Raw genomic sequence first — 14,567 nt, 5'->3', positions numbered from 1 at the left:
GGAATCAACCGAATGAGAGTCTGGGCAGTTGCCAATCAAAAGGGTGGAGTCGGCAAGACCACCACGTCCATCGCGTTAGCCGGCTTGCTGGCCGAGGCGGGCAAGCGCGTGGTCGTGGTCGACCTGGACCCCCACGGCTCCATGACCAGCTATTTCGGTTACGACCCGGATGCGCTGGAACACAGCTGCTACGACCTGTTCCTGCACAAAGGCAGCGTGCCCAGCGATTTGCCTGGGCAACTGCTGCTGCCCACCAGCAGCGACAGTATTTCGCTGTTGCCGTCCAGCACCGCTCTGGCCACCCTTGAGCGCCAGTCGCCGGGCCAGAGCGGCCTGGGCCTGGTGATCGCCAAGACCCTGGCGCAACTGTGGCAGGACTTCGACTACGCGATCATCGACAGCCCGCCCTTGCTCGGCGTGCTGATGGTCAACGCCTTGGCGGCCAGCCAGCAGTTGGTGATCCCGGTACAGACCGAACACCTGGCCGTCAAAGGCCTGGAGCGCATGGTCAGCACCCTGGCGATGATCAATCGTTCGCGCAAGCAGGCGTTGCCGTACAGCATCGTGCCGACCTTGTTCGACCGGCGTACCCAGGCCTCCCTCGGCACCCTGCGCGTACTGCGCGATGCCTATCCGGACACCATCTGGAACGGCTACATCCCAGTGGACACGCGCCTGCGTGACGCCAGCCGCGCCGGGCTCACGCCGTCGCAATTCGACGGCAAGAGCCGTGGCGTGCTGGCTTATCGGGCGTTGCTCAAGCACCTGTTGTCCCAGCAGCTTGTGGCGCAGGTGGCCTGATGAACCGTCCCCTCGACTTCAAGACCCGGCCGCAACTGGCACTGGAATCCTACCTGGATGCCTTGCTGCAGGATGCGACCGCCGAGGAACTGCCGGAACCGATCCTGGTGCTGGAGCCGGCCGTCGAGCCTGACGCTGCGCTGGATGAGTTCCAGTTGGCGGTGCTTGAGGAGCAGGCCCGCGATGCACACGTCGAAGCGACGCCCGTCGTGGTGTCCATCACGCCTGAGGTGGTGGCGCCGGTGGTGGTCGAGCCGATCGTGGAAGTGCACCTGCCGCCGAGCATCACGCCGCCGCCGGTGACCGGCGATGGTCGCCCGTCGTGGGCCGCCGAGCCGTTCGAATGCCTGCTGTTCGACGTCGCCGGGTTGACCCTGGCGGTGCCGCTGGTGTGCCTGGGCTCGATCTATTCCCTGGAAGGCCAGGAGCTGACGCCGTTGTTCGGGCAACCGGAGTGGTTCCTCGGCATCCTGCCCAGCCAGGCCGGCAATCTCAAGGTGCTGGACACCGCGCGCTGGGTGATGCCCGACCGCTACCGCGACGACTTCCGCCAGGGCCTGCAGTATGTGATCTCGGTGCAGGGCTACGAGTGGGGGCTGGCGGTGCATCAAGTCAGCCGCTCGTTGCGCCTGGACCCGAACGAAATCAAATGGCGCAGCCACCGTGGCCAACGGCCGTGGCTGGCGGGCACCGTGATCGAACACATGTGCGCGTTGCTCGACGTCGCCGAACTGGCCGAGTTGATCGCCAGTGGTGCGGTCAAGGAAATGGCGCAGAACAAACGCAGTTGATTGAACAATAAAGGTCGTGCGGTTGCGCGGCCCATTAGCACACACGCCGTCGATAGCGGCATTTGAAGGGGTCAGAAGCATGAACAAGTCAGCGTCCACACAAGGTTTGGATGATCCGATCCTGCAATGGGTGACCTTCAAACTGGACAACGAGTCCTACGGCATTAACGTGATGCGCGTGCAGGAAGTGCTGCGCTACACCGAGATCGCTCCGGTACCGGGTGCGCCGAGCTACGTGCTGGGCATCATCAACCTGCGCGGCAACGTGGTGACGGTGATCGACACGCGCCAACGCTTCGGCCTGGCGCCGACCGATGTTAACGACAACACGCGCATCGTCATCATCGAAGCCGACAAGCAAGTGGTCGGGATCATGGTCGACAGCGTGGCCGAAGTGGTCTACCTGCGCCAATCGGAAGTGGAAACCGCGCCGAACGTGGGCAACGAAGAATCCGCCAAGTTTATCCAGGGCGTGTGCAACAAGAACAACGAGCTGTTGATTCTGGTTGAGCTGGACAAAATGATGAGCGAAGAAGAGTGGTCGGACCTGGAGAGTATCTGATTGTTTCTTGAGGCGGCGGTGATCGTCCTGGCCCTGTTGTGGGCCGGGACTTTGGCGTTTGTGCTGCGCTATGTGCGCCAGCAACGGGAGTTGGCCTTGCAACAGGCCGAGCGCGATGCGGTGCGTGACCGGCGCATTCTGGAGTTGGTCAAGCGTGTCGATCATTTCCAGCAGAGTGCGGTGCGGGTGGGGGATGAAGTGCATGAACTGCGCGCGATTCTCGGGCCGCTGCCGGACAAGTTGGTGCAGTTGGAACAGCGTGATCCCGCGAACCTGTCGTTCGCCCAGGCGGCCAAGCTGGTGGGCATGGGCGCGACGGTGGATGAGCTGACCCAGTCGTGCGGGTTGACCCAGGCCGAGGCGCAGTTGATGAGCAAGTTGCACAAGAACTGATCAGCGCCGGGCTTACTGGATTCAATGTGGGAGGGGGCTTGCTCCCGATGGCGGTGTATCAGTCAGCTTAACTAGAGCTGACCCACCGCTATCGGGAGCAAGCCCCCTCCCACATTTTGATCTCCATCCATCAGCCAAATTTTTCCGGTCACAGACTTTTCCTCATCCCCAAGGGTCAACATCCTGCAAGCACCTTGACCCAGGAGAGTTCCCCAAATGACCACCGCCAGAGCCCTGTTGATCCTCCACGGCAAACAAGCCCTCAACGAGGACGTGCGCGCGGCTGTGCTGGCTCGGCGTGAGCAGGGTTGGGAGCTGGCAGTGCGGGTGACGTGGGAAGGTGGCGACGCCCAGCGCCTGGTCAATGAAGCCCTGGCCGACGGTTACACCCACATCATCGCCGGCGGTGGCGACGGCACCCTGCGCGATGTGGCCGAAGCCATGGCTCACGCCAATACCGATGCCAGCCTGGTGCTGATGCCGCTGGGCACCGCCAATGACTTCGCCAAGGCCGCCGGCGTGTCGTTGGAGCCGGCTGGCGCCCTGGCGTTGCTGGATGTCGAACCGAGAGCGATCGACCTTGGCCAGGTCGGCGGGCAGATATTCTTGAACATGGCCACCGGCGGTTTCGGCAGCCAGGTCACCGCCAATACCTCCGAAGACCTGAAGAAAATCCTCGGCGGTGCCGCCTACCTGTTCACCGGTTTGTCGCGTTTCAGTGAATTGAAGGCTGCCTACGGTGAGCTGGAAGGCCCGGATTTCCATTGGAAAGGCGAGCTGCTCGCGCTGGGGATCGGCAACGGGCGTCAGGCCGGGGGCGGGCATGTGCTGTGCCCGGAGGCGCTGGCCGATGATGGCCTGCTGGACATCAGCATCCTGCCGGCGCCCCAGGAGGTGGTCGGCACCTTGCGCGAATTGATGAGCAATGGCTGGGGCCTGGACACCATGTTCGTGCGGGCACGCCTGCCGTGGGTCAATATCAAGGTGGCGCAGGGCTTGTACATCAACCTCGATGGCGAGCCGCTGGAAGGCGATGATCTGCATTTCGAGGCCTTGCCCAAGGCCCTGCGCGTGCACCTGCCGCTGGGTTCGCCCCTAGTCGTCCAGGCTGATGATCTGCTCACGCACCGCGAATAACACCAGGCCCGCCACGTCGAAAATCTGCAGGCGCTTCATGATCTGCGAGCGATGCGCTTCTACCGTCTTGATGCTCAGGCCCAGGCCGTGGGCGATTTCCCGGGTGGACTTGCCGCGCACGATCAGGCGCAGGATTTCCAACTGGCGCGCCGTCAAGTTGTGGCTATGGGGCGCGGGCGTCGCAGGGCCGTTGCTGCGAATCAGTGCTTGATTGATCACGGTGTGGGCGATCGCCGGGCTCAGGTAGCGTTCGTTGTTGCGCAAGGCATGCAGGGCGTGTTCCAGCTCGTTGGCGGTCATGTCCTTGAGCAGGTAGCCGTGGGCACCTGATTCCAGCGCGCGCATGATCAGGTCGGGGTCGGTGTGCATCGACAGGATCAGCACTTTGCTCAGGGGATAGGCGCCCTTGAGTTCCTGCAAGGCATCCAGGCCGCTGGTGTGTTTCATCGACAGGTCCAGCAGCACGATGTCCGGCTGCAGGGCGCGAAATTGCGCGAGCACTTGCGCGCCATCGCTGGCCTCACCGATCACGTCGTAGCCGGGCATGTCCAGGATCAGCGCACGCACGCCTGCGCGAATCAGTGCGTGGTCATCCACCAGGAGTAAATTGCAGGTCACTCGAAACCCTTAGGGGAACTGGCCCGTTCGAGGGCGCGGGGCGCCCAGGGGAAAAGCGCGTCGATCCGCGTGCCTTGGCCTGGCTGACTGCTGACCGACAAGGTGCCGCCCAGTTGGTCTATCCGCTCGGCCATGCCGGCCATGCCGCGTTGGCCTGCAAGGCCTGGGTCGGTAGCCGGCGAAAAGCCCTGGCCGTCATCGCAGATCATCAGCGACAAGCCTTCGGGCAGGCGTCGCAGGCGCACCCGCAGGTTGTGTGCCTGGGCGTGACGGAGCATGTTGGTCACCGCTTCCTGGGTGATACGAAACGCCGCCACGGCCATTTCTTCAGGAATACCGGTCAGGCGTTGCTGGCATTCCAGGCTCCAGCACACCGAGGTGTTTTCCAGGGTCTTGAGCAGGTGCGCGCGCAAGCTGGCTTCCAGGCCCAGGCTGGCCAACTGGCGCGGGTTGAGAATGGCCGACACGTCGCGCACTTTGGCCAGGGTTTCGTCGAGGGTGTTGCACAGCACGGTGCAGTGCTCGCGCAGCTCTGGCGGCAGGCGACGCTGCAGCCATTCGCTTTGCAGCTTGGCGGCGGTCAGCAGTTGGCCGATGTCGTCGTGCAGCTCGCGACTGAGGCGATGGCGTTCGTTTTCCTGGACCTGCAACAGTCGGTCGGCCAATTCCTGGGGTTGGAATTTGATGGATTTGCGCGAACGCCATTGGTGCAGGCCCACCACCGCCAGCGTGGCCAGGTTGACCAGCAGGATCAGCAGCGACCAGGGCGAAGCATGCGCGTAGGCCCACACGCTGACCGACAACGAACACAGGCACAGCGCAAGGACGATGCGGCGTGCGTTGCTGCGCGACACAGACCTTGAGAAAAGGGGCTTGAGGTTGGCGTACATAGCGGATGGAGCCACTGAGGGTTCGCTGCGGGGAGACCGGTTGGCCGGGCTCTGTTTGGAATACGCTGGCGAATCGTGTTTAACCATAATGAAGTTGAGTCACTTCGAGGGGGGCATAGTACCACCCCTGTTACCGTTGGTCGCCTGATTGGTTTATAGCCCACACAAATACTCTGGGGGTAATCCCAGAGTTGAAAAAGTTGTATTAGTAAAGTTGGTTTGTATAGTTATTGCGTAGATGGCTAATTGATATTTCTGCCTTTCTCGCCGTTATCGGTCGTTTTTGGACAGGTCAGCTATCGTCGGTGACATGCTTGGGACTCAGGACGCATGATGCAACCGCTGCTGTGGTTTATGCCGGAAATCCTTTTGCGGAATCTGCAAGGTAACCGTCGCGATCAACGACGTTTGCTCGGTCTCGTCCAGGGCCAACTCACCGGTGCGCGTGTCGATCAGCTCCAATTGCCAGGCCAGCAGCGTCAGGCAGTCATGTAACGCATCCAGTGCCTGGTCATGCAGTTGCATCGGGTTTTCGGCGTTGGCAATGAGGTCCTGCAGGTGCCGCGAGAATTCGCTGATCGCCTGCAGCGCCAGGCTGTCGGCCTTTTCAGCCAGTTTGGCGAGGCTGGTTTTCATGCAGTCGATGGCGTCGCTGTCGTTGCGGATCAAATGCAGGTGGCTCAAGCACTCTTGGGACTTGATCAGCAGCATTTCGGCCTCCAGCAGAAACTCGGGAAGTGCCGTTTGCCATTCTTTCGCGCTATTCATCATGCATGTCTCCGCAACTCAAGCTCGGGTGATGAGATGTCGCACCGGGTGAATAGCTTAAAACTAGCGCTGAAATATGATTTGAGCTTGTAGGCTGATTCCGATATTCCAGTAGGACATTTATTGAAATGCTCACGAAAGTCGTGCGTAGTCCCAGTTGAGCGGGATGACACGACTTCAGTTGCCGATACGTGAGTGCCTGGAAGGCCCATGGGCCTAGGGCGTGGGATGGCAAACAAAAGCCTGACTCCATTCATGCAATGAGAATGGCGTCACATTAATGGCTATTAGATATCGCGAATATCAGGTCGGGCCTGATTGCGCATAGGGGAATCCCCTACGTCATGGAACCGCACGCCGATTGGAGTGTCGTGCAAGGCCCACGCAGCCCGAGGACAGGGCTGATGCAGTAAAGCATGATGTCAGTGTGACATCAATGTATTTACATGGCATTTTAGCGGGGTCAAGGTCTGGCGCTTGCCGCCGATAACTTGCCTATACGAACTGCACACCCTCTCAGCGCGCAACCCATGTGCACACCAGGAGCTCTTAATGGCCGGCATTCTCGACACCGTAGATCAACGCACGCAATTGGTGGGTGAGAATCGCCTGGAGATTCTCATGTTCCGCCTGTTCGGGCGGCAGCTGTTCGCGATCAACGTGTTCAAGGTGCAGGAAGTGCTGCAGCTGCCCAAGCTGACCCTGATGCCGCAGCGCCATCCGTTTGTCTGCGGCGTGGTCAACCTGCGTGGCCAGACCTTGCCGGTGATCGACTTGTCCCAGGCCATCGGCATGCGCCCCCTGGTGCCAGGGCCCAACAGCACCATCATCGTCACCGAGTACAACCGTTCGGTGCAGGCGTTCCTGGTGGGCGGCGTCGACCGCATCGTCAACATGAATTGGGAAGCCATCCTGCCGCCGCCGGCCAGCGCGGGGCGCCAGCACTATCTCACCGCCATCAGCAAGGTCGATGACCAGTTGGTGGAAATCATCGACGTGGAAAAAGTCCTGGCGGAAATCGTGCCTTATAACGCCAAGGTCTCCCGGGAAAAACTCGAGGACCCAGTGCTGGAACGCGCCCGTGGCCGTGAAGTGTTGCTGGTGGACGACTCCAACGTAGCGCTGTCGCAGTTGAAGGACACCCTGGGCCAGTTGGGCGTGAAGATGCACATCGCCAGCGACGGCCTCAAGGCGCTGAACATGCTCAAGGCCTGGGCCGACAGCGGCCAGGTGATGACCGACAAGCTGCTGATGATCTTCACCGACGCCGAAATGCCCGAGATGGACGGCTACCGCCTCACCACCGAAATTCGCAATGACCCGCGCCTGCGTGGCCTCTACGTGGTGCTGCACACCTCGCTGTCGGGGAGCTTCAATGACTCGATGGTCAAGAAGGTCGGCTGTGACAATTTCCTCTCCAAATTCCAGCCGGACAAGCTGGTGGATGTGGTGCGTCAACGACTGATGCTGGACGAAGTGCCTGCATGACACTAGGGTATGCGACTTTGTTCCCCAGGAATGCAGGCTCATGCTCCGTCTAAGCGCGTTGTACCGTTACCCCTTGAAATCCGGCAAGGCCGAGGCCTTGCAGCAGAGTGGCCTGGATAAACTCGGGCTGGCAGGGGATCGACGCTGGATGCTGGTGGACGAAGCCAGCGGGCGCTTCCTTACGCAACGCGCCATGGCGAAGATGAGCCAGTTGACGGCGCTGTGGAACGCGGCGGGCGGCCTGACCCTGAGCTCGCCTGGCTATGGGACGCTCGACGTAGCATTGCCCGGCGCCGATGCGTTGCGCGGTGTGATCATCTGGCACGACACCCTGCGCGTGCCGGACGCGGGCGATGCGGCGGCGGCCTGGGTCAGCGCCTTCATCGGCAAGCCCACGCGCCTGGTGCATATGCCCCTGGAGCGTGCACGCTCGACCCAGGCCGGTTTTGGCCGGGATGACGATCAAGTGGGGTTTGCCGACGGCTACCCCTTGCTGCTGATCGGCCAGGCTTCCCTGGACGATTTGTGCGCGCATATTGGCCGGCCGATGGAAATGCTGCGCTTTCGTCCCAACCTGGTGATCGAAGGCGGCGAGGCCTTTGCCGAGGATGGCTGGAAACGCTTGCGCATCGGCGATGTGGAGTTTCGCGTGGTCAAGTCTTGTTCACGCTGCATTCTCACGACCGTCGACCCCCAGACCGGCGAGCGCAGCCCGGACCGCGAGCCGTTCGCCACCCTGCAGGCCTATCGCAGCACCGAGAAGGGCGCGATGTTCGGTCAGAACCTGGTCAACGATGGGGTTGGCCAGTTGGAAGTCGGGATGCCGGTAACGGTGCTGGAATAAAAAATGCCCGTCTCGCAGGAGACGGGCATTTTTTTGCGCCGAGCCAGGCTCAGCTGCGGTATTCGCACAGGTAAGCGGTGTCTACGCCAACCTTCAACTGGAATTTGCTGTTGGCCGGGACGTTGAACTGGCTGCCGGCGGCGAAGGTTTCCCACTCGGCGTCAGGCAGTTTGACGATCAGCGCGCCGGAAATGACGTGCATGATTTCACGCTGGTCGGTGCCGAACTCGTATTCACCCGGGGCCATCACGCCGATGGTCGCCGGGCCTTCCGCGGTGCCGAAAGCGATCGACTTGACGGTGCCGTCGAAGTATTCGTTGACTTTGAACATGAGTGAATCCTCGGAAAAAAGGGTCTGGAAAGGTCAGCCAGTATGCCCAAGGGCAGAGGAGCTGCCTAGACCGGCAAAATCAGCGGCAACAGGCGTGCGGTGTTGCGCGCATCCTCCAGCGCCCGATGCTGCTGGCCGTTGAACTGCATCCCCGCCAATTGCAGCGCGCCGTTGAGCCCCAAGGGCTTGTCCAGCCGCCGGGCCTTGGCGAAACGTTGCTTGAGGTTGACATGGGGCGTCTTGCCAAGCGCGCTGGCCAGGCCATGGCGTTGCCATTCCAGCTCCAGTTGCACGCGATCGTAATCGCCCCAGCTGGCCCAGCCTTCCAGGCGCGCCTGATGCTGGCCCAGCCAGCGCTCGAACAGCGGCCACACCTCGGTGATCGGCGTTGCCGCGTCGATATTGGCCTGGGTGATATGGGTCAATTGGCGGCAAAAAGGCGTCAGCAGCGGCCGCCGCAGGGGGCGCACGAAGCGCTGGAAGTGATCCAGTTCGCGGCCCTGGCGGTTGACCAGGCTTGCGCCAATTTCGATGACTTCCATCTCCGTCACGGGCCAGCCGCCGTCATCCGTGGTGGCTTCAAGGTCAATAATCAGCCAATGAGGCATGCGCAGGTTCCCGTACTGTTCCTGTCCTGATGGGGATAGAGCGTAGCCGGGCCTTGTAGTTCCGCCCAGGGGGCTGATTCGCCTGGTTTGTAAACCCGTACACAAGTTTTGCCCAAGCGCTTGCTTGGGTGGCGGTCACGGCCTAAATTGCCGCCCAAGACGATAGTAGACATGAGGGACAGCAGCATGGACGACCCCCAAGCCCTGCGGGTGATGCGCACCCTGGTCGACGCTGGACAATTGACCGACCCCGCGAGTGCCCGGGGCAAGTTGCTGCAAACCGCGGCGCACCTGTTTCGCAACAAGGGCTTCGAGCGCACCACCGTGCGCGACCTGGCCAGTGCGGTGGGCATTCAGTCCGGCAGCATCTTTCATCACTTCAAGAGCAAGGACGAGATCCTGCGCGCAGTGATGGAAGAAACCATCCTCTACAACACCGCGATGGTGCGGGCTGCGCTGGAAGCAGCGAGCACGGTGCGCGAGCGCGTTTTGGCGCTGATCCGCTGCGAATTGCAGTCGATCATGGGCGGCAGCGGTGAGGCGATGGCGGTGCTGGTGTACGAATGGCGTTCGTTGTCTGCCGACGGCCAGGCCCAGGTACTGGCCCTGCGTGATGTGTATGAGGACATCTGGCTGCAGGTACTGGGCGAAGCCAAGGCCGCCGGTTATATCAGGGGCGACGTGTTCATCACCCGGCGCTTCCTGACCGGCGCGTTATCCTGGACCACCACGTGGTTTCGCACCCAAGGCAGCCTGACCCTCGAAGAGCTGGCCGACGAAGCGCTGTTGATGGTGCTCAAGGCGGACTGAAGTGCGGCTATTAATTTGCGGGTGAACATTGTCTCCCCAGGGAAAAACGCCTAGCTTATCGCCATCATAGAATTCACGGTGTGTGCCTAGATGTTTTCGCCATGGCGGCTGGCTGCAGGACTGACATTCTGGGCATTGGGTACCGCAGGGTGGACGCAGGCCAGCGCCGCGCAGTTGGTGAGGATCGGCGCGGCGCATTTTCCGCCGTATACCGTACGCCCTGAGCAAGGCGCCGATACCGGATTGCTGCCGCAATTGGTCGAAGCGCTGAACGCCGTGCAAAGCGACTATCAGTTTGTGCTGGTGCCCACTTCGATTCCCAGGCGTTTTCGCGATTTCGAACAAGGCCGGGTCGACATGGCGATCTTTGAAAACCCGTCCTGGGGCTGGAAAGACGTGGCCCATACCAGCGTCGACATGGGCCTGGAAGACGCTGAAATCTTCGTCGCCGAGCGTGAGCCCGGTCGCGACCAAAGCTATTTCAGCGACCTTGCCGGCAAACGCCTGGCGGTGTTCAGCGGCTATCACTACGCCTTCGCGAACTTCAACCCCGACCCCAAGTACCTGGCCGAGCACTTCAACGCAACGTTGACGTACTCCCATGACAGCAACTTGCTGATGGTCGCCCGCAGGCGTGCTGATATCGCCTTGGTCACCCGTTCGTACCTGAGTGACTTCATGGTGCGCAATACCGAGATGGCGGGGACATTCCTGGTGTCGGAGCGCATCGACCAGGTCTATCACCATTACGCGTTGCTACGGCCCAAAGCCCCGATCACCGGGCCTGCGTTTGCCGGTTTGCTCAAGCAGTTGCGGGATAATGGCCAGATGCTCAAGATCTTCGAGCCGTATCGCATCGATGTAATGCCAGTTCCCTGAGAGCGCTGGAAATCAAATGTGGGAGGGGGCTTGCCCCCGATGGCGGTGGGTCAGTAACAGATGTGTTTACTGACACTCCCTCATCGGGGCATAGGTATCTACACAACTGTGTAGCAGCAGCCTACGCTAACCACGATGCGAAGCGAGCCGCTCTTGATCTTGCTCTTGATCTTAAGCGCCCCGTTAAACCACGCTGGCCGGAATTCGATATTGATTTGGGGGGTAAACCGGCAGGGATGCCGGTTTAGCCGCCCCGCGCCATGGATGGCGCGTGGCGGCGGCCCCCCAAATCAATGTCGGATTACGGGCACACCGAGCCTAGGCGAGGTGCCGAGTGGTGGGGCAAGAGCCCTTTGGTTACTTTGGGGCTCTTTTCCAAAGTGACCCGCCGTCAGGGCGGAACCCTAAGCCGCCGTTACCGCAGCAACGGATATGTACTCGCCCTGATCCAGCATCCTGGTCGGCTGTCAGGCCGCCATCGGGGGCAAGCCCCCTCCCACATTTAGGTCGCGGGGCATCAGTTAGAGAGGCTTCGGCTCCTGGGCCGCCGCAGGTTCAGGGCCGCGCCAAAATTGTGTAGATACTATGCTCATCGGGGGCAAGCCCCATATGCGCTAACCAAACCTCCCTCCCCACAACTCGTCCTGCTGGCGTCCTCGTTTTCGCGGGGATTCACGCAGTGCCTGGCTGATATCTCCCCACTTCTCGATACACGTAAACAACGACAAGTGGGGATTGATCGCGCTGCAAAGTAGCCAGTAAATAAAGGCCATCTCACGCCAGTGACAACGGAGTGGCGGCACTTCCTTTTTCTGTCTCGTCTCCCTCGATAGGGGAAAAATGCTCGCCCGCTGCGATTAACCGCTCAATCAGGCAAGCCACTAATAATTTCCCTTGCAACCATGCTTTTGCGCCTTCCGGATTTTTCTTTCTGAGGTGGGATAACCCCAGCAATGACTTCATCCGCTTGAACGCCAACTCCACCTGCCAACGGTGCCGATAGAGAGCCAAAACCTCCTGCGTATCCAGGCAGTCCAAGGTTGTTACCAGCACCACGTAACCGGCCGCTTCCATCGTTTCAGGTTTCAATTGCTTCTGCTTTTTTTGCCCGACTCTCTTGAGCTTGCACTCGCTTTGCGATCGCTGCTCGGCGGTTTTTCGATAGGCGCACACACGTACTGCAATATCCCCCTTTGAACCTTTCATCACAGCTGCCCACTCGCCCGTTTGCCCTGGCTGCAAGGTCCGTAGTCGCGCCAGTTGCTCAAAAGGCGACCCTTGCTCATCGCTAAGCGGCAGGCTGCTCAGGTTCATTCGTACCAGGATGTCACCGCCTGCATTGAGTACATGATTGACTCCACGCCGGTTGGCAAACCCTCGATCCGCGATGAAAACATCGCCCTGCTGCACTGAAAACCGAGTCAACGATTCGCCTGTTTTGGACGGTGTCACTTGCACTTCACAGCAACGCAACGTGCTGATATCCATCGTGTAATGCAGCCGCCATGTTGAGGTGACCGCGCCAGGCTCCATTACGACACTGCCATCAGCAGCCAGTATTCGTCTCCCCAGCAGCGCCGGGCATTGCATGGCCGCGACCGGCGATTGTTGGATCAACTGCTCTGTGATCCAACCTAGCCAGGCCCCCGATTTGTTGACCCTCTTGAGAAGGCCCACGTCTGATAACTCCAGCAATTTCCCCGTACGCGCTCGCTCTACCGTTTCGACCATCGAGCAATCGGCGCTCATGTACATCAATAACGTGCGCAATAGACTCTCTGGCCCGCTGAATCGGCGACCGAACTTCAGGGCCCCCAGCTCTTTTGCCTTGGCTTCCCAAAGGCGGTAGTAGTGCCAGGAGCTTGGGCCAGTCTTCATTCAGTTTTTGTGTTGGGTCTATTGTCACTGCTCTCGCATCCTAAAGAGTCAGACTTGATTATATCTTTTGGGGTTTGGTTAGCGCATATGGGGGCAAGCCCCCTCCCACATGTGTTTTTCAAACCCTGCGCGCAAACGTATCGCTGTGGTTGCCCGACACCTTGCGGCAGTGCACCAGCGCATCGCGGATCATAAAGTTCACCAAGGTCGGCGAAACCCCGAGTTCCTTGGCGATATCCTTCTGCGGTACGCCGTGCAGGCGGTACATCTCGAAGGCGTAGCGGGTGCGCTGCGGCAGCTCGGTCAGGGCGTCGGCGATGTTTTCCAGGGTGTTGAAATTGATATGGGAAGTTTCCGGTGAAGCGCCGTGGATCACCACATTCAAGCCTTCCTCTTCGGTGCCGGAATACTTGAGCTCCAGGGCCTGCTTGCGGTAGTGATCGATCGCCAGGTTGCGCACGATCTGGAACAGATAGCTCAGTTGGGCCTTGAACGAAGAGGTGATCGTCGGGGCCGACTGCAGCCGAAAGTAAGCGTCCTGCACCACATCCTCGGCACGGGAACGACAGCCGGTAATACGTGCTGCGATCTTCACCAGGATCAGCCGATTGTCGACGAACGCCTGGAGAAGTGGTGAGTCGCACCTGCCTGTGGATACTGGTTCCGTCATGGAAATCACCTGGTTGCTAAAGAGGTTAGGGGAGGGCGTCCTTGCTGAGGCCTCCTACACATCGGGCAACAAATTATGCTGAATGATAATGATTGTCAAATGAGAAGGCGAACTAATCTTATGCCTTCCGGTAAGGTGTGAACCGCGTCTCGCTCGCCCCCGGCGACTAATTATTTGCCGGGGCCGTCCGTTCTTCTGGGTGACAGGCCTGTAAACAAACGGCCAAGGATCAGCACCCGCAGGAGGGCGAAATGGGTTTTTATCGTGCACACAGCGTGTTTCAGCTTGGAGTCCTCGGGTGATGAGTACGCCAACGCCGCTGCGCCTGTTCTGCCTGCCCCATTCCGGCGCGAGCGCCTCGGTCTACGCACGTTGGCGCCGCGTGCTGCCGGATTGGTTGCAGGTGTGCCCGCTGGAATTGCCGGGGCGTGGCATGCGCATGGGCGAGCCGCTGCAGCGCGATATCAAGGCCTTGGCTGCCCAGCTCGCGACTGAAATCAGCCGCGACCTCAATGGCCCCTATGCGTTGTTCGGCCACAGCCTCGGCGGCCTGCTGGCGTTCGAACTGGCCCACGCATTGAAAGCGCGCAATGTCCCGGCGCCGCTGGCGTTGTTCGCCTCCGGCACCGCCGGCCCGGCGCGGCGCGATGTCAGCGAATACGCCATCGAAAAGACCGACGCACAACTGATCGCCCGCTTGCGCGAACTGCAGGGCACCTGCGACGCCGCGTTGGCCAATGCTGAATTGATGGAGTTGATGCTGCCGATCCTGCGCGCCGATTTCCTGCTCTGCGGCAGCTTCACCTATGGCGAGCGCGAGCCGCTAGGCGTGCCGATCCATGTGTTCGGCGGCAAACAGGACAGCGTGCGCGCCGACCAATTGCTCGACTGGCAGCTCGAGGCCGCCAGCGGCTTTTCCCTCGACATGTTCGACGGTCACCACTTCTTCCTCGTGCAGCACGAAAGCGCCGTGCTGCGCTGTGTGCGCCGCTATGCCGACGAGCACCTGGCCCGCTGGCGCCTTGGCGCGGCGCGGCAACTGGCCGCCGGCTGAATCTCACCGACTTCCCGACTTTCCCGTAAGCCGATTTCAAGCAGG

The 14,567-nt window shown here is 60.6% G+C and carries 17 protein-coding genes; 10 read left to right on the top strand and 7 right to left on the bottom strand.

The genetic code is table 11. The features are described from left to right. Positions 1 to 12: 12 nt before the first annotated feature. From C4J93_RS18415 to yegS, 5 genes are all read left to right on the top strand, one after another. Positions 13 to 801: a ParA family protein gene (locus C4J93_RS18415; RefSeq protein ID WP_124367835.1), complete on the top strand. Its 789-nt coding sequence runs from the start codon at positions 13 to 15 to the stop codon at positions 799 to 801. Beyond that, a complete protein-coding gene (locus C4J93_RS18410) occupies positions 801 to 1,592 on the top strand; it encodes a CheW domain-containing protein (RefSeq protein ID WP_124430152.1) in 792 nt (263 codons plus the stop codon). Before C4J93_RS18415 ends, C4J93_RS18410 begins: the two co-directional genes overlap by 1 nt. 79 nt (positions 1,593 to 1,671) lie before the next feature. Continuing rightward, the gene (locus C4J93_RS18405; RefSeq protein WP_124371404.1) at positions 1,672 to 2,154 is read left to right on the top strand and encodes a chemotaxis protein CheW; all 483 of its coding nucleotides are present in this window, start codon (positions 1,672 to 1,674) and stop codon (positions 2,152 to 2,154) included. Continuing rightward, positions 2,155 to 2,547, top strand: a complete 393-nt coding sequence (locus C4J93_RS18400; protein WP_124430151.1) for a DUF2802 domain-containing protein — start codon at positions 2,155 to 2,157, stop codon at positions 2,545 to 2,547. Positions 2,548 to 2,763: 216 nt separating this feature from the next. Next, on the top strand, positions 2,764 to 3,684 hold the full coding sequence (gene yegS / locus C4J93_RS18395; protein WP_124430150.1) for a lipid kinase YegS: 921 nt from the start codon (positions 2,764 to 2,766) through the stop codon (positions 3,682 to 3,684). On the opposite strand, the gene C4J93_RS18390 is transcribed toward yegS, so the two are convergent. The 3 genes from C4J93_RS18390 to C4J93_RS18380 all read right to left on the bottom strand — a co-directional run bounded on the left by C4J93_RS18390 (position 3,643) and on the right by C4J93_RS18380 (position 5,963). Next, positions 3,643 to 4,302: a response regulator transcription factor gene (locus tag C4J93_RS18390; protein ID WP_124371402.1), complete on the bottom strand. Its 660-nt coding sequence runs from the start codon at positions 4,300 to 4,302 to the stop codon at positions 3,643 to 3,645. The two genes, yegS and C4J93_RS18390, sit on opposite strands and share 42 nt — an antisense overlap. Further along, on the bottom strand, positions 4,299 to 5,192 hold the full coding sequence (locus C4J93_RS18385; RefSeq protein ID WP_124369001.1) for a sensor histidine kinase: 894 nt from the start codon (positions 5,190 to 5,192) through the stop codon (positions 4,299 to 4,301). The genes C4J93_RS18390 and C4J93_RS18385 overlap by 4 nt, the downstream gene beginning before the upstream one ends. A gap of 321 nt (positions 5,193 to 5,513) precedes the next feature. Next, positions 5,514 to 5,963: a hypothetical protein gene (locus C4J93_RS18380; protein ID WP_177412752.1), complete on the bottom strand. Its 450-nt coding sequence runs from the start codon at positions 5,961 to 5,963 to the stop codon at positions 5,514 to 5,516. Between the two features lie 549 nt (positions 5,964 to 6,512). Here C4J93_RS18380 and C4J93_RS18375 point away from each other — a divergent pair. Next, positions 6,513 to 7,448: a chemotaxis protein CheV gene (locus C4J93_RS18375; RefSeq protein ID WP_124367833.1), complete on the top strand. Its 936-nt coding sequence runs from the start codon at positions 6,513 to 6,515 to the stop codon at positions 7,446 to 7,448. A gap of 40 nt (positions 7,449 to 7,488) precedes the next feature. Next, positions 7,489 to 8,292, top strand: coding sequence for an MOSC domain-containing protein (locus tag C4J93_RS18370; RefSeq protein ID WP_124430149.1), 804 nt, complete (start codon positions 7,489 to 7,491; stop codon positions 8,290 to 8,292). 49 nt (positions 8,293 to 8,341) lie between these two features. On the opposite strand, the gene C4J93_RS18365 is transcribed toward C4J93_RS18370, so the two are convergent. Further along, positions 8,342 to 8,623, bottom strand: coding sequence for a pyrimidine/purine nucleoside phosphorylase (locus C4J93_RS18365; RefSeq protein WP_124430148.1), 282 nt, complete (start codon positions 8,621 to 8,623; stop codon positions 8,342 to 8,344). Positions 8,624 to 8,688: 65 nt separating this feature from the next. Next, on the bottom strand, positions 8,689 to 9,231 hold the full coding sequence (locus C4J93_RS18360; RefSeq protein ID WP_124430147.1) for an exonuclease domain-containing protein: 543 nt from the start codon (positions 9,229 to 9,231) through the stop codon (positions 8,689 to 8,691). Between the two features lie 186 nt (positions 9,232 to 9,417). Between C4J93_RS18360 and C4J93_RS18355 the strand changes: the two genes are divergently transcribed. Beyond that, a complete protein-coding gene (locus C4J93_RS18355; RefSeq protein WP_124430146.1) occupies positions 9,418 to 10,041 on the top strand; it encodes a TetR/AcrR family transcriptional regulator in 624 nt (207 codons plus the stop codon). A 90-nt stretch (positions 10,042 to 10,131) separates the two neighbouring features. After that, positions 10,132 to 10,920: an ABC transporter substrate-binding protein gene (locus C4J93_RS18350; RefSeq protein WP_124430145.1), complete on the top strand. Its 789-nt coding sequence runs from the start codon at positions 10,132 to 10,134 to the stop codon at positions 10,918 to 10,920. Between the two features lie 774 nt (positions 10,921 to 11,694). Here the strand turns inward: C4J93_RS18350 and C4J93_RS18340 are convergent. Both C4J93_RS18340 and C4J93_RS18335 read right to left on the bottom strand, forming a co-directional pair. Next, positions 11,695 to 12,798: an IS4 family transposase gene (locus tag C4J93_RS18340; RefSeq protein ID WP_124430144.1), complete on the bottom strand. Its 1,104-nt coding sequence runs from the start codon at positions 12,796 to 12,798 to the stop codon at positions 11,695 to 11,697. A 118-nt stretch (positions 12,799 to 12,916) separates the two neighbouring features. Further along, positions 12,917 to 13,468 (bottom strand): RNA polymerase factor sigma-70, encoded by a 552-nt coding sequence (locus tag C4J93_RS18335; RefSeq protein WP_124363749.1) that lies wholly within the window; start codon positions 13,466 to 13,468, stop codon positions 12,917 to 12,919. Between the two features lie 301 nt (positions 13,469 to 13,769). On the opposite strand from C4J93_RS18335, the gene C4J93_RS18330 reads away from it, so the two are divergent. Continuing rightward, a complete protein-coding gene (locus tag C4J93_RS18330) occupies positions 13,770 to 14,522 on the top strand; it encodes a thioesterase II family protein (RefSeq protein ID WP_124430143.1) in 753 nt (250 codons plus the stop codon). The last annotated feature ends 45 nt before the right edge of the window (positions 14,523 to 14,567 follow it).

It is taken from the genome of Pseudomonas sp. R2-37-08W (assembly GCF_003851705.1).
Taxonomy (GTDB): domain Bacteria; phylum Pseudomonadota; class Gammaproteobacteria; order Pseudomonadales; family Pseudomonadaceae; genus Aquipseudomonas.
The sequence above is the reverse complement of the archived record's forward strand: the minus strand, read 5'-3'. Positions and strand labels throughout refer to the sequence as shown.

Bases quoted from the DNA above. Each gene is read 5' to 3' on its own strand.
- C4J93_RS18365 (WP_124430148.1), bottom strand. From the start codon at position 8,623: ATGTTCAAAGTCAACGAATACTTCGACGGCACCGTCAAGTCGATCGCT.
- C4J93_RS18340 (WP_124430144.1), bottom strand. From the start codon at position 12,798: ATGAAGACTGGCCCAAGCTCCTGGCACTACTACCGCCTTTGGGAAGCC.
- C4J93_RS18375 (WP_124367833.1), top strand. From the start codon at position 6,513: ATGGCCGGCATTCTCGACACCGTAGATCAACGCACGCAATTGGTGGGT.
- yegS (WP_124430150.1), top strand. From the start codon at position 2,764: ATGACCACCGCCAGAGCCCTGTTGATCCTCCACGGCAAACAAGCCCTC.
- C4J93_RS18405 (WP_124371404.1), top strand. From the start codon at position 1,672: ATGAACAAGTCAGCGTCCACACAAGGTTTGGATGATCCGATCCTGCAA.
- C4J93_RS18410 (WP_124430152.1), top strand. From the start codon at position 801: ATGAACCGTCCCCTCGACTTCAAGACCCGGCCGCAACTGGCACTGGAA.
- C4J93_RS18360 (WP_124430147.1), bottom strand. From the start codon at position 9,231: ATGCCTCATTGGCTGATTATTGACCTTGAAGCCACCACGGATGACGGC.
- C4J93_RS18330 (WP_124430143.1), top strand. From the start codon at position 13,770: ATGAGTACGCCAACGCCGCTGCGCCTGTTCTGCCTGCCCCATTCCGGC.
- C4J93_RS18380 (WP_177412752.1), bottom strand. From the start codon at position 5,963: ATGATGAATAGCGCGAAAGAATGGCAAACGGCACTTCCCGAGTTTCTG.
- C4J93_RS18335 (WP_124363749.1), bottom strand. From the start codon at position 13,468: ATGACGGAACCAGTATCCACAGGCAGGTGCGACTCACCACTTCTCCAG.
- C4J93_RS18350 (WP_124430145.1), top strand. From the start codon at position 10,132: ATGTTTTCGCCATGGCGGCTGGCTGCAGGACTGACATTCTGGGCATTG.
- C4J93_RS18385 (WP_124369001.1), bottom strand. From the start codon at position 5,192: ATGTACGCCAACCTCAAGCCCCTTTTCTCAAGGTCTGTGTCGCGCAGC.
- C4J93_RS18415 (WP_124367835.1), top strand. From the start codon at position 13: ATGAGAGTCTGGGCAGTTGCCAATCAAAAGGGTGGAGTCGGCAAGACC.
- C4J93_RS18355 (WP_124430146.1), top strand. From the start codon at position 9,418: ATGGACGACCCCCAAGCCCTGCGGGTGATGCGCACCCTGGTCGACGCT.
- C4J93_RS18370 (WP_124430149.1), top strand. From the start codon at position 7,489: ATGCTCCGTCTAAGCGCGTTGTACCGTTACCCCTTGAAATCCGGCAAG.